This is a genomic window from Streptomyces cylindrosporus, assembly GCF_022698165.1.
GTDB classification, from domain to species: Bacteria; Actinomycetota; Actinomycetes; order Streptomycetales; family Streptomycetaceae; genus Streptomyces; species Streptomyces cylindrosporus.
The window spans coordinates 152,944-166,195 of record NZ_JALDAY010000007.1 but is presented as its reverse complement, the minus strand read 5'-3'; the positions used below and the strand labels follow the sequence as shown (position 1 = coordinate 166,195).

At 71.2% G+C, this 13,252-nt stretch carries 10 protein-coding genes; 5 read left to right on the top strand and 5 right to left on the bottom strand.

Annotated features, from left to right (window positions below):
• Positions 1-165: 165 nt before the first annotated feature.
• The 5 genes from MQP27_RS23395 to MQP27_RS23375 all read right to left on the bottom strand — a co-directional run bounded on the left by MQP27_RS23395 (position 166) and on the right by MQP27_RS23375 (position 6,693).
• On the bottom strand, positions 166-540 hold the full coding sequence (locus tag MQP27_RS23395) for a hypothetical protein (protein WP_242767300.1): 375 nt from the start codon (positions 538-540) through the stop codon (positions 166-168).
• Positions 541-811: 271 nt separating this feature from the next.
• The gene (locus tag MQP27_RS23390; RefSeq protein WP_242767299.1) at positions 812-1,735 is read right to left on the bottom strand and encodes a MurR/RpiR family transcriptional regulator; all 924 of its coding nucleotides are present in this window, start codon (positions 1,733-1,735) and stop codon (positions 812-814) included.
• A gap of 124 nt (positions 1,736-1,859) precedes the next feature.
• Positions 1,860-3,629 (bottom strand): ArnT family glycosyltransferase, encoded by a 1,770-nt coding sequence (locus MQP27_RS23385; protein WP_242767298.1) that lies wholly within the window; start codon positions 3,627-3,629, stop codon positions 1,860-1,862.
• Positions 3,630-3,665: 36 nt separating this feature from the next.
• Positions 3,666-5,594, bottom strand: coding sequence for a phosphatase PAP2 family protein (locus tag MQP27_RS23380; protein ID WP_242767297.1), 1,929 nt, complete (start codon positions 5,592-5,594; stop codon positions 3,666-3,668).
• Positions 5,595-5,793: 199 nt separating this feature from the next.
• Positions 5,794-6,693, bottom strand: a complete 900-nt coding sequence (locus tag MQP27_RS23375) for a BadF/BadG/BcrA/BcrD ATPase family protein (protein ID WP_242767296.1) — start codon at positions 6,691-6,693, stop codon at positions 5,794-5,796.
• 227 nt (positions 6,694-6,920) lie between these two features.
• Between MQP27_RS23375 and MQP27_RS23370 the strand changes: the two genes are divergently transcribed.
• The 5 genes from MQP27_RS23370 (at position 6,921) to MQP27_RS23350 (ending at position 13,252) form a co-directional block, all read left to right on the top strand.
• Positions 6,921-8,045, top strand: a complete 1,125-nt coding sequence (locus MQP27_RS23370) for an ROK family transcriptional regulator (RefSeq protein ID WP_242767295.1) — start codon at positions 6,921-6,923, stop codon at positions 8,043-8,045.
• Positions 8,046-8,319: 274 nt separating this feature from the next.
• Complete coding sequence (locus tag MQP27_RS23365) at positions 8,320-9,648, top strand: ABC transporter substrate-binding protein (RefSeq protein WP_242767294.1); 1,329 nt, start codon at positions 8,320-8,322, stop codon at positions 9,646-9,648.
• An 84-nt stretch (positions 9,649-9,732) separates the two neighbouring features.
• Positions 9,733-10,644, top strand: a complete 912-nt coding sequence (locus MQP27_RS23360; RefSeq protein WP_242767293.1) for a carbohydrate ABC transporter permease — start codon at positions 9,733-9,735, stop codon at positions 10,642-10,644.
• On the top strand, positions 10,641-11,543 hold the full coding sequence (locus MQP27_RS23355; protein WP_242767292.1) for a carbohydrate ABC transporter permease: 903 nt from the start codon (positions 10,641-10,643) through the stop codon (positions 11,541-11,543). Before MQP27_RS23360 ends, MQP27_RS23355 begins: the two co-directional genes overlap by 4 nt.
• 2 nt (positions 11,544-11,545) lie before the next feature.
• Entirely contained in the window at positions 11,546-13,252 is a 1,707-nt protein-coding gene (locus MQP27_RS23350; RefSeq protein WP_242767291.1) for a hypothetical protein, read from the top strand.

Sequence of the window (13,252 nt, the reverse complement as noted above, 5' to 3'; positions counted from 1 at the left end):
GGCCCGACGGAGCCCGGCGCGGTCAGGGGGTGCGCCGATGCGGCGGGTTCGATGGTCACGCGACGAGCATTGCACACCGGCGCCGGTCCGCTCGCCGCCTTGTCCGATCGCGCTTCCCCCGGCAGCGGGCGACCGGCACCGCCGGGTTGCCGCCGGCCTGTGCGCTCAGCGCCCGGAGTCCACCAGCGCCTGCGAGACGGCACGGACACTGCGGGCGATGTGCTGGAGCTGCAGCACCTCCGCCGCGTACAGCTTGATCGTGTGCTCGATGACCGACTCCGGCAGTCCCAGCGCGGGCAGATCGGCGCGCGCGGTCTGCAGGGCGGTGCGGGCGACCCGGATCTCCTGCTGGACCTGGATCTGCGCATGGCGCGCGAGCAGCACAGGGTGCCGGATCAGGGCCGGGTAGCTCGCGTACCGCGCCGGCACCAGCTCGCGCAGCCACTTGGCCGCCGAGCGCTCCCAGTCGTAGCTGCCGGGCGCCTTGACCTGGCACGGCCAGTCGGGGCTGAGACGCGTGGTCGTCAGTTGCATGCTCATCGCTTCCGGGTGTGCGGCGTCGTGGGGGGTGGTCGACGAGGGCGGGCGGCCCCGGCCTAGGGGATGACCGGGACCGCCAGGGGCGCTCGCGCGAGGCGAGGCCCCACCGGACACCGCCGGCGCCGACGCGGGTAGGAGACGGCGGCTTCGGGTGTCCGGGTGACGCGTGAGCAGTATTTATATATGCCGACTGGTTTGCAAGCGGCATGAAAACATTCATGCGCGAAATGTTGTGAAAGGTCCCTTTGTAATTAGCGGCAGCAGGGGGGTGTCAGTCGCGCAGGAAGAACTGGTGCTGGTCGGAGATCTGCTCGTACTCCTCCAGCCGGGCCTGGGTGCGCTCCGGATCGGCGTCGGTCATCGCCTGCAGCAGCGCGGCGGCGACGACACCGGGAGCCGCGTACGAGTCGAAGACCAGGCGCGATCCCGTGCCGGTGGCGAAGACGACGTCCGCCTCGTCGGCCACCGGCCCGAGCGCCAGGTCGGTCACCAGGGCCACCTTCAGCCCGGCGCTGCGCGCGACCCGTACGGCCGTGAGCGTCTCCTGGGCGTGCCGGGGCATCGAGAAGGCCAGCACCCACGTCCCACCCGCCTCACGCGACTGCAACAGCGCGTCGTAGGCGACGCTGCCCCCTCGCGTCACCAGCCGCACGTCCGGGTGGATACGGCGTGCGGCGTAGGCGAAGTACTCGGCGAGCGAGACCGAGATCCGCAGTCCGAGGACGGTCAGCGGCGTGGACGCGGCCAGCTTGCGGCCGATGTCGATGAGCTGGTCGGGGTCGGCGAAGTCGCGCCGCAGGTTCTCCAGGTTCTCGATCTCCGCGTCGACCGCCGCCTGCAGTTCGTTGCTGCCGTTCTCCTCGGCCGTGCCCGGCCCGCCGGCCAGCGTGCCCAGGGCGATCGACTGGAGCTTCTCGCGCAGCGCGGGATAGCCGCTGAATCCGACCGCAGCGGCGAACCGCGTCACCGAGGGCTGGCTCACGCCGACCCGCTCGGCGAGGTCGGTGATCGACAGGAACGCCGCCTCGGTGATGTGCTCGATCAGGTACTGCGCGATGCGCCGCTGGCCCGGGGAGAGCCGGGGCCGGTCGAAGAGCGTTCTGAGCTGGGAGGCCGGGGCGGCCTCGACTTCCGGTGCGGTCTTGCCCGATGTGATGGCGGATGCCTGTGCGCGTGCCTGCTGCGGCGATGGCACCGGTGCGCCTCCTTTGTCTCCCACAGTGCTTCAACATAGCTCACACACCGTCGTGACCAGGGCTTGTACGGGGGCATCCGGGGCGCGCCCGACGGATCCTCAGGTTGCCCGCGGTGGCCTTGTGTCAGCGCCGGTAGATGGTGATGGAGTGACCGACCTCGTCGACGGGACGGCTGCTGTCGATCAGCGCGGCCAGCCGTCCTCGGGCCTTGGCAACCGAGGAGTCCGACACGACCAGGAGTCCCCGCACCTGCCGCGGCGGCACCTTGCGCGGATCGGCCGCGTGAATGCCGTAGTACGCCGGCACCCCACTGCCCTTGTAGACCAGCCAGATCCGCTCGCCCGGGTAGCGCTCGCGCAGCCGGTCGGCGAGCCGGCCGAGGTCCTGGCCCCAGTCCACGTTGGAGTCGTGCAGCCGCAGATGCGTCTTGGCCGGACCGCCGAACGCCTCGTTGGAGTACGGCAGATAGTAGGGAAACGTCCGCACCGAACTCACCGCGACGAACGCCACCAGCGCCCCCGTGACCAGCGGCGCCCACCGCCACCGCAGGGCCAGGACGAGGCCCGCGGCCACCGCGAGGAACATCGGCACGAAGATCGCGTACCGCGTCCCGAAGTCCCGCGACCCGGTCATCGCCGAGGCCAGCAGCACGGCGGGCGCGAGCAGCACGTACGGCGCCGCCGGCCGCAGCCGCCGTACCGCCACCACCACGACCGCCCCGGCGGCCCACAGCGCGAGCATGCCGAGCGGCGTCTTCACCAGCAGCGCGGCCGGCAGGTAGTACCAGCGGGACCCCGTGTACAGATGACCGAACAGGAAGCCCTGCCACGGGTAGTTCTCCAGGCCGAACTGGATGCGCATGCCGTCCCGGTACGACTCCGGGAACGGCAGGATTCGCACCAGCAGCCCCTTCAGTCCGTGCACGGCGGGCACGGACTGCTCGGGCGACCGGCGCAGCCGCGGATCGACCACCAGATACGACGCCCATACGACGGCCATGGCCACCACCGCGACGACGGCCGCGGCCGCCGCCGCCCGCAGCAGCGCCCCGCGCCGGTCCTCGTGGCCCGCCCGCCACACCGACCACGCGGCCAGCCCCAACAGCACCGGAACCACCGGCAGGACGCTCATCTTGGTGGCCAGGCCCGCTCCGAGCGCGATCCCGGCGAGGGGGACGTACGGCTTCGGCCGTCGCCGGGCCCGCCACAGCAGCCAGGCCGACGTCAGCACGAACCCGGCCGCGGGCACGTCGAGGGTGGCCAGCGAGCCCTGGGCGATGACGTCGGGGGAGAAGGCGTACAGGGCCAGGGCCGCCAACCCGGCCGCGGCGCCCGCGAGTTCACGCGCGAAGGCGAAGACCACGAGCCCGAACAGGAGCGTCAGCACGATCATCGGGAGGCGGGCCCAGAACATCAGCCGCCAGGGGTCGTTGCCCGACTCGTACAGCAGATGCCGGCCGAACTTCCCCTGGTCGCCCTTGTACGCCGCGTCCACGTGCGGGTCGGCGACCGCCACCCCGGCCGCGATGACCAGCTTGCCCAGCGGCGGGTGCTCGGGGTTGAGGCGGACGCGGTGCTCGTGGAGGTAGTCGGCGGCCGTGGCGACGTAGATCGGCTCGTCGATCGTCGGGGTCTGCTGCACGGCGGTGGTGACCATGGCGGCGGCCATCTGGCCGAGCAGCACCACGACGAGGAGCGGGAGCAGCCATCGGCGCGCGGGGCGGGGGGACGGCGGCGCGGGCGTCGTCGACGGCGGGGGGTGTTCCGCGCCGTCGCGGGGCGGAGGGTCGTCGCGGGTCCCGGGATCGAGGACCGAGTGCTGTTCGTGCGCCATCTTCCGCCCCGCGGTGTCACCGGCCGCGGGGCGGCGGGAGTGATCGTCGAGGCGTCCCATGCGCCTACTTTCGCATCAGTCCCGCCGCCGGGGGCGTCACCGCTTCAGGAGTCGTACCGACAGACCTTCCGTCGTGTAGACGGGTACGGCCCGCAGCCGGTCGGAGTTCAGCTCCACGCGGTCGAACCGGCCGCGCAGCTGAGCGGCCGCCAGGACGCGCACCGTGCCGCCCGCGGCCGGCGGCCGGTCGGCGTCCAGCCGCAGCGACAGCACGCTGCCGCCGCCGAGCAGGGCGCGCCGGGTGACCTCCAGGGCGGGCTCGTGGCCGGAGCGCAGGGTCACCTCCAGCGTGGAGTTCTCCTGCGAGTACTGGCCGTGCACCTGGACCGGGCGGCCCAGCCGGAGCGTGCCGCCCTTCACCCGCACGTCGCCGTGGCCCAGGGCGTGCGAGGACGCGGTGGCCAGGACGCCGTCGGCGACCACGGTGCCGCCGGTGTACTTGTTGTGGCCGGCCAGGGTGAGCGTGCCGCTGCCCTTCTTGGTCAGGCCGCCGTCGCCGTCGATGTCGTTGCGCCAGGCGTCGGCCGCGCCGAAGCCGCCCGCAGCGGCGTCCAGCGTCACCGTCACATCGCTGTCGAAGGCGCCGTAACCGTCCGCCGCGGCGAACAGGTTCAGCCGCCCCCACTGCTCGAAGCCGTCGAGGAGCACGTACCCGGAGGGCAGCGCGGTCGTGCGCAGCACCTCGCGGCGCTGCTCGGCGTCCAGGTACGGCAGCCGGGTCTCCAGCAGCACCTCCGCGCCCTTCGGCACGGTCAGCGCCTCGCTGCGGCCACGCCGGGTCAGCACGTACGTCAGCTTCGGCTCGACGGTGCAGGCGTTGGCGTCCCGGTCGGCGTAGGCGTCGGCGGAGTCGGAGTGCGCGTAGCCGAACAGGGTGTCGGCGGTGGTGCCGGTCTGCTGCGTGAAGTACGCCAGGGCCTGCGCGCGGGCGGCGGCCTTCAGGTCGGCGTTGGTCGGGTCCGCCAGCGTGGCGGCCGCGAGGGCGGTGGCCATGATGCGGCCGCCGATCACGTCGACCGTGTTGTGCATGCCGGCCACGATCCGGGTGTGGCTGAGCTCGAAGGCCCGCGTCACCAGCTCCTGGAAGCGCTCGGGCACCGCGTAGGCGTACGCCAGGCAGGCCAGGTGGAAGGCGTTGGTGTGGCCGCTCGGGAAGCCGCCGTCGTCCGTGGGGGAGGTGCTGCGCTGGCGCAGCAGCTGGGGCGCCACGATCACCTTCGAGTCGTACACCGGGAAGCCGAGGGCGTCCGTGGCGCCGGTGTCGACGACCACGCTGTCCTCGTTCATGCGCCATGGACGCGGGTACTGGTAGGCGTACTTGGCCGGGTTGCCGGAGGCGTACGGTCCGCGCACCGTGTCGACCAGCTCGGCCACCTTGCCGAGCGCCGAGTCGTGCGAACCGGCGCCCAGCGCGGAACCGGCCGGGGCGTCCGCGGGCACGGCGTCGCTGATCGTGGTCGCCGGGGTGGAATCGGGAGCGCTGGTGATCGACGTGACCGCCTTGGCGCCCGCCTTGTACAGATCGGCCAGCGGACCCAGGCCCGCGATCATCGCGTAGCTCTGGTGCTGGCGGTCGTAGATGAACGCCTCCTTGGCCTGCGCGTCCGTGCGCGCACCGGTGATCCGGGCGCAGTAGCGCATGTTGGCGCGGAGTATCTCCGGCATCAGCGGCGTGCCGGTGTTCCACGCACCGCCCGTCTTCCAGATCAGGGCGAAGCCGCCGAGGATCCGCACGACCGCGTTGGTCTCGGGCGTGAGGTTCGTCAGGACGTTGGTCTTGTAGTCGTCGACGAACGCGGCGGGGCTCGTCGCGGCCTTGGCGTCGGCGGCGGCCAGCCAGGAGACGAAGGTGGGCGCGGCCATCACCCCGGCCGTGGCGCCCAGGGAGGTCTTGAGGAAACCCCGTCGGCCGACGGCGGCGCGGCCGGCCGACGTGGAGGAGCGGTGCCCGGCGGATGACGGCATGCGTGTGCCTCTCTTGAGTTCTTCGGCCGTACGGCCGGGGGGAGATCGTGCGATCAGCGGGGTCCGGCGGGACGCACGAGATGTGTGTTTCCGGTGGGTCCCGTGAAGCTTTGAGCGAAGATCTACGGCCGTGTCCTGACCCGTCGGGGAGGGCTCGGCGACCGGCACGTGTCGGGTACGTGAACGCGGCCCGACCGGTTCACAGGATCGAACGCGCCAGCGCCACCGCACCTTCGACCGGCGGCACGCGCAAAGGCTGCGGGCGTGCCCCGGGCACGGTCTCGGCGAGCGCGGACGTGAACGCGTCGTACAGGGCGGGCTGGGCGAGGATCGTGCCGCCCGCCACCACCACGTCGTCCACGGCGACTTCGCGTGCCGCGAGCCGTGCCACGAGGGCGGCCAGCGACCGTCCGGCGTCGGCGATCACGTCCCGGGCGAGCGCGGAGCCGGCCTCGGCGGCAGCGAAGACCACCGGGGAGTGCCGGCCCCACTCGGCGGAGACGTCGGTGGCGCTCTCCAACGCGGCCCCGAGCGCGGGTACTTCGGCGACGCCGAAGCCGGCCGTGAGGCCGAGTGCGAGTTCGTCAGGCCGCTCCCCGCGGTCGTGCGCCGCCCACACGGCCCGAGCGGCCTCGCGCACGAGACCGGCCGCGCCGCCCTCGTCGCCGAGGACCGCACCCCAGCCGCCGACCTGGACGCAGGTCCCGTCGGAGCGCCGGCCCACCGCGACGGAACCGGTGCCGGCCACCAGGCCGACCCCCTTGTCCAACCCGGCGGCGGGGACCAGCAGTTCGGCGTCGCCCACGACCAGCGCGGGCGCGTCGAAGTGGAGTTGCAGGGCGGTACGGATCTGCGCGCACTGGCGCGGGGTCTCGCAGGCGTGGCCGCCCACGGCGACGGCCGACGGACGAATGTCCGCCGGCAGTGCCTCGGCGACCAGCGCGGCCAGCCAGCCGGCGGCGGCCACGGGGTCGTGCGGCCGCCAGCCACCGCTCGACCGGACGTGGTCGGCCACCAGGGCGTCCGCCGCGCAGGCACGGAGGTGCGTCTTGGTGCCGCCCACGTCGATACCGACCACGAGGGGCGTGGAGTCCTGCACGGAACCTCTTTCGTCGATGCGTGGTGCTGCGACGGCGGGCGAACCGTGCCTGTTTATACGGGAGTTGGTGAACTAGGGAAGCCCCGGGACGGGCTTCTGGCGGACACGGCAGGCGAGTACCGTGAAGTTCGTTAGGAAGTTAACTAACGAAGTACAGTGCGTCAAGAGGCATCGCGCACTCGACCACTGAGCGGCCCGTGACCCGTGGGAGAACTGTGATACACGACGTGGCGGAAGCCCCCCGCCTGACCGAGAGCGCAAGCGCGGTCTTCGCGGTGCTCGCCGAGGCGGGCAGCGCGACCCGGCCGCAGCTCGCGAGCCTCGCGGGCCTGTCCAAGCCGACGGTGTCCTCCGCCGTCGTCGAACTGGAGAGCGCCGGGCTCGCCGCCCACTCCGGCACCGCCTCCAGCGGCACCGGCCGCAGCGCCGCCGTCTACCGGCTCGGGCCCGCAGCGGGCGCCGTACTCGCCGTGGACCTCGGCCCCGCCCTCACCCGGGTCCGCGGCTGCGCCCTGGACGGCACGCCGCTCGCCGAGGCCACGGGCTCCCGGTCGGACGCCGTCGATGTGGTGCGTGAGGCGCTCGGCGCGCTGCCCGCCGGCACACCGCTGCGCACCATCGTGGTCGCCGTCGGTGACGTCACCCGGGAGGGCACCGGAGTGCGGCCCGCGACCGCCAAGGCCGGTCCCGTCTTCGACGCGGTGGCCGTCGCGCTGCCGCCGGGCGTGCCCGTCCACCTGGAGAACAACGTCAACTGCGCCGCCCTCGCCGAGCTGCACGAGGGCGCCGCGCGGGGCCGGCGCACCTTCGGCTACCTGCGCATCGGCGTCGGCATCGGTCTCGGTGTCGTCATCGGCGGCCAGGTGCTGCGCGGGGCGAACGGCGCGGCCGGTGAGGTCGCCCGGCTGCCCTACCCGTGGGACGTGGGCCGCGAGCCCGGCCGGGAGGCCCTGGAGGAGCACGTGGGCGCCCGTTCCCTGCTGCGCCGGGCCGCGGAGGCCTGGCCGGACACGGACGGGCCCTGTCCGAGCACCACCGAGCAGCTCTTCGCGCTGGCCGGGCAGGGCCGCGCCGCCGCCCGCGCGGTCGTCGGCCGCCACGCCGTCGACGTGGGGCGCCTCGCCGCCGCCGTGACCGCCGTACTGGACCCGGGACTGATCGTCCTGGGCGGCTCCACCGGAGCGGACCCGCAGCTCCTGCCGGGGGTGCGGGCCGAGCTGGAGCGGCTGAGCTGGCCCACCGAGGTGGTCAGCAGCACGCTCGGTGATCTCGGCACCGTCGTGGGCGCCAGCAGACTCGCCGTCGCCCATGGAGTCCAAACCGTGACCGAGGCCGCGCATGCGAAGGATTGACGGCCTCCGACTCGGTCTGCCAATGTCCGGACAAGCGCTTTCTAAGTCGGTCGGGACACCGGCTTGGGTTGGCGTCCCGGCCGTACGCGAAGTACGGCAGCCGCACGAGGGCGTGCCCGTGCGACGACGGCCCTCATGGCCGGGGGATCCCACCCGCGAAGGCGACGCGGCCGGGCGAGGCCGCGCCCCCGGAAAGCGACATTTTCTTCACAATGCACCCGTGCCGCCCAGAACGGCGCCGTGCTCCGTCCCCTCTCACGAAATGGGATCGAAGATGACCACTGTGGGTGTGCGGCGCTCCCGCCGACTCGTCCGCGGCGGCATGCGCCGCCTTGTTCCGCTCGCTGCCGCAGCCTCGGCAGGTGCCCTTCTGCTCACCGCCTGCGGGTCCGGGGGCAGCTCGGGCGGTACCTCCAAGTCGCTGACCTTCTGGATCTCCACGGTCCCGGGCCAGGACGCGGGCTGGAAGAAGATGGTGGCGCAGTACAAGAAGGAAACCGGCGTCGCCGTCAAGCTCGTCAACATCCCCTACGACGGCTACACCACGAAGCTGCACAACGCCGCCCAGGCGAACTCCCTGCCCGACGTCGCGGCCGTGCCGGCGCTGGACCCGATCTGGTCGAGCAAGCTGATCGACCTCAGCTCCATCGCCAACACCAAGAGCAACAACATCAACGCCAACTTCCTCGCCAAGGACTCGTCCGGGAAGGTGCTGTCCATTCCCTCGGACGTCACCGCCTCCGGCCTGTTCATCAACAAGTCGCTGTTCGAGAAGGCCGGGGTCTCCTTCCCGACCTCGCCCTCGAAGACCTGGACCTGGACCGACTTCATCGCCGCGGCGAACAAGGTCCGCGAGAAGACCGGCGCCAAGTACTCCCTGACCTTCGACCAGTCGCCGTCCCGGCTGCGCGCCATGGTCTACGAGATGGGCGGCAAGTACGTCCACGCCGACTCCTCCGGCAAGTTCTCGGTGGACGCGGCGACCAAGAAGGCCGTGAACACCTTCGTCGGCTGGAACGACGACAAGACCATGCCGAAGTCGGTGTGGACGAGCGGCGCCGACCCGTCGGCCATGTTCCAGAGCGGTGACGTGGTCGCTTACTGGTCCGGCGTGTGGCAGGTCGCCTCCTTCGCGGACAGCATCAAGAAGTTCGACTGGGCGAGCGTCCCGACCCCGGCCCAGCCGGTGCAGGCCAGTGACGTCAACAGCGGTGGCATGACGGTGGGCTTCAACAACAACAGCGAGGGCGCCACCGCCGCGAAGAAGTTCCTGTCCTGGCTGTACGAGCCGGCCCACTACAAGACGCTCTGCGAGACGTCCGGCTTCCTGCCGGTCGAGAGCGGCCTGAACCCGACGTACCCCTTCAAGTCCGAGGCGGCGCAGGCGGCGTTCAAGCTCTACAACGAGGAGATCCCGCTCTACGCCCCGATCTCCGGCTACTTCAACACCGCGCAGACGAACTGGGTGCTGAAGGGCAAGAGCCTCACCGAGGACCCGACCAAGACGGAGCTCGGCAAGGCGATCAACGGTCAGCAGTCGGCCGACAAGGCCCTGGAGAACATCGTGGCCGGCTACAACCAGCAGGTCGGCGGCGCTTCGTAGGCCACCGGGCCGGGCGGCGGAGTCCCCACTCCGCCGCCCGGCCCCGGCAGTGCAATCCCCATCCACCAGCACGGAGTCAGGAAGATGACAAAACGCGCCTCGGACGTGTCCGCGAGCCCGCCCAGGAGACGCAGCAAGTACGTTCTTGCGCCCCTCGTCCTCATCGCGGCCAATGTCGTGCTCTTCGCGCTGTTCTTCGTCTGGCCGGCGGTGATCGGGCTCGTCTACTCCTTCACGAACTACACCGGTGTGGGGGCGTTCCAGTTCATCGGACTGGACAACTACCACAACCTGTTCGGGGACTCGACCTTCTACGACGCGCTGACGCGGACGCTGCTGTACGCGGTGCTCTTCGTCCCGCTGAACTTCGCGGTCTCGCTGCTCGCCGCCAACCTGGTGGTCAGCAAGCACGCCAAGGGTGCGTCGGTCGCCCGCGTCATCTTCTTCATCCCGTGGCTGCTGTCGCCCATCGTCGTGGGTGTCCTGTGGCGGTGGATGTTCGGTGAGAACTTCGGACTGGTCAACTACGTCATCGAGAAACTGGGCGGGTCCGCCGTCCACTGGCAGTCGAACGCGGACCTGTCGCTGCTGGTCGTGGTGATGGCGGCGTCCTGGGCCTGGACGGGCTTCTCGATGCTGCTGTTCATCGCGGCGATCAAGAACGTACCGGTGTCGTACTACGAAGCGGCCTCGCTCGACGGCGCCGGCCCCTGGCGCCAGTTCTTCAGCATCACGCTGCCGAGCATCGCGCCCACCTCGTTCATCGTGATCCTGCTCAACACGATCAACGCGATGAAGGAGTACCCGGTGTTCGTCTCCCTCAACAACGGCGGGCCCGGAACCTCGAACAACCTGATGGTCCAGTACATCTACCAGACCGGCTTCCAGCGGGGCCAGATCGGCTACGCGAGCGCCGCGTCGTTCGTGCTCATGCTCATCCTGATGGCCGTCGCGATCATCCAGCTGATCGTCAACCGACGGGTGGAGAACCGATGACAACCACAGACATGCCGCACAAGGTCGACACCGGTCCCGGACGAGCCGTCTCCAGGAAGCGCCCTCGCAAGGCGGCCACCGGTGGGATCCGCCAGGCGGTGTCCGCGACGACACTGCTGTGGATCATGGCGTGCCTGTACGGGTTTCCGGTGCTGTGGTTCGTCCTCAGCTCCTTCAAGCCGGCCAGCGACCTGTTCTCCTATCCGCTGACGCTGGTTCCGCACAACCCCACCCTGTCGGGCTTCAAGGCGGCGTGGGACAGCGCCAACTTCTCGCAGTACTTCATCAACTCGACCATCGTGTGCGTCATCACGACGATCCTCACGGTGGGCGTCAGCTGCTGTACCGGATACGCGCTGGCCAAGTACGACAACAGGTGGCTCAAGGTCTTCTTCGTCTGCATCCTGGCCACCACGATGCTGCCGTCCGAGGTCATGCTCGCCCCGGAGTTCCTGGTCGTGCGCAACCTCGGCCTCTACAACTCCTTCGCCGGCATCATCCTCCCGGCCGTGCTCACCGCGACCGGCTGCTTCATGTTCCGCCAGTTCTTCCTGACGGTTCCCGACGAACTCGTGGAAGCCGCCCGCATTGACGGCGCCCGCGAGCTGTCGATCTTCCTGCGGATCATGGTGCCGCTGTCCCGGCCGATCATGCTGACCCTCGCCATCCTGTCCTTCCAGTGGCGGTGGAACGACTACATCTGGCCGCTGCTGATGCTCAACGACCCCAACAAGTTCACCGTGCAGATCGGCATCCAGAGCATCGTCGGCGCGCAGAACATCAACTGGTCGGTCCTGCTGGGCGCTTCGGTCATCTCGATGATCCCGCTGATCGTGATCTTCCTGGTCTTCCAGCGCTATGTCATGGGCGCCGACATCAACGCCGGCCTGAAGGACTGACCTTGCCCACCCCGCTCGACCACGAGTTCGTCCGCGCGGCGGCGCTCGCCGCCGACGGGTCGGCCGCCCTGCTCGCGGCCGACCCGTCGGCGGAATTCATCGGGCCGCACCGCGCCCTGGCCCGGCAGGTGAAGACCCTGGTCGCGGTGTACCGCTCGCCGGAGTCGGCCCTGCACGGCAGCGAGCGGGCCGTCGCCGCCGCGCTGACCCACCTGCGTGCCCTGCGGTCCCTGCAGACGGCCTCCGGTCTCTTCGCGGGCGGCGACAACGTGCAGTCGCCGCCGGACTCCGCGTTCACTGTCAACGACGTGTGCGACGCGCACGTCCTCGCCGCGGGCGCGGGGCCCGAACTGGCCGACGTCACGGCGGCGCTCGCCGAGATCGCCGGCGCCGCCACCGAGAGCCTCCTGGCCGGTGGCGTGCACACCCCGAACCACCGCTGGGAGCTGGCCGCGGCGCTCGCCCGTCTGCACCGGTCGTTCCCCGACGACCGGCTCCTCGACCGCGTCGACGAGTGGCTCGCCGAGGGCGTTGACATCGACGCGGACGGCCTGTACTCGGAACGCAGCGCCGTCTACGCGTCCATCGTCACCAACCCGTCGCTGCTGTTGCTGGCCGAGGTGCTCGGGCGCGGCGACCTGCAGGACGCCGTCGAACGCAACCTCACCGCGACCCTGGACCTGATCAGGCCGGACGGCACGGTGGAGACCGTCCACTCGCGCCGCCAGGACCAGAGGCTCTCGTTCGCGCTGTGGCCCTACCTGCCGCACTACCGGCTGCTCGCGATCCGCACCGGCCGCGGCGACTTCGCCCGCGCGGCCCGCCTGGCGGCCGCCGACGGCATCGACGACCCCGACCTGCTCGCCCAGACCCTGCTCACCCCGGAACTGTGCCGCGCCCTGCCGGCCCCGGACGCGGAGCAGCTCCCGCGCGACCGCTACCTCCCCACCGCACGCCTCGCCGCCCACGTCTCGGCCACCGCGCACACCGTGGTGTACGGCGGCTCCGACGTGCCCGAGCACCGGCGCATCCGCTCGGGCCTCGCCTGCAACCCCACCTTCCTGCGCCTGTTCGCCGGTGCCGCCGTCCTCGACGCGGTCCGCCTCTCGCGGGCGTTCTTCGACCTGGGCCCGTTCCGCGCCGACGCCATGGAACGGCTCGCCGACAACCGGTACCGGCTCACCCAGACCCTCACCACCGCCTACTACCAGCCGCTCCCGAAGGAGCTCAGGCGCGACGACGGCGCCTACCGCCTGGTGGACGAGGGCCGCTTCTCCGCGGCGATGTCCTTCCCAGACCGCCCTCAGGACGAGGTCTCCCACACGACCCGGGTCGAGGTCGACCTGCGGGACGACGGGGCCGACCTGCGCATCGACATCAGCGGCCCAGCTGTGCCCTGGGCGCTCGAACTGACCTTCCGGCCGGGCGGCGAGCCGCAGGGCGCCGTACCGCTCGGCGACGGACGCTGGTGCCTGACGAGCGAGCCGTTGACCTACCGCGTCGGCGCCGACGAGATCCGGGTCTCGGCCGCCGTCGAGACGGGCGAACCCCTTGCGGGACCGGACCGGGGAGACGTACTGCGCTACGACCCCGGGCAGGACTACACCGTGGCCGGCGGCACCGACGCGACGACCGGCAACCGCGTCTACCTCGGTGGGCACGGACCGCAGACACTGACCCTCACACTGCGCGCCACATCTCAGGCATGA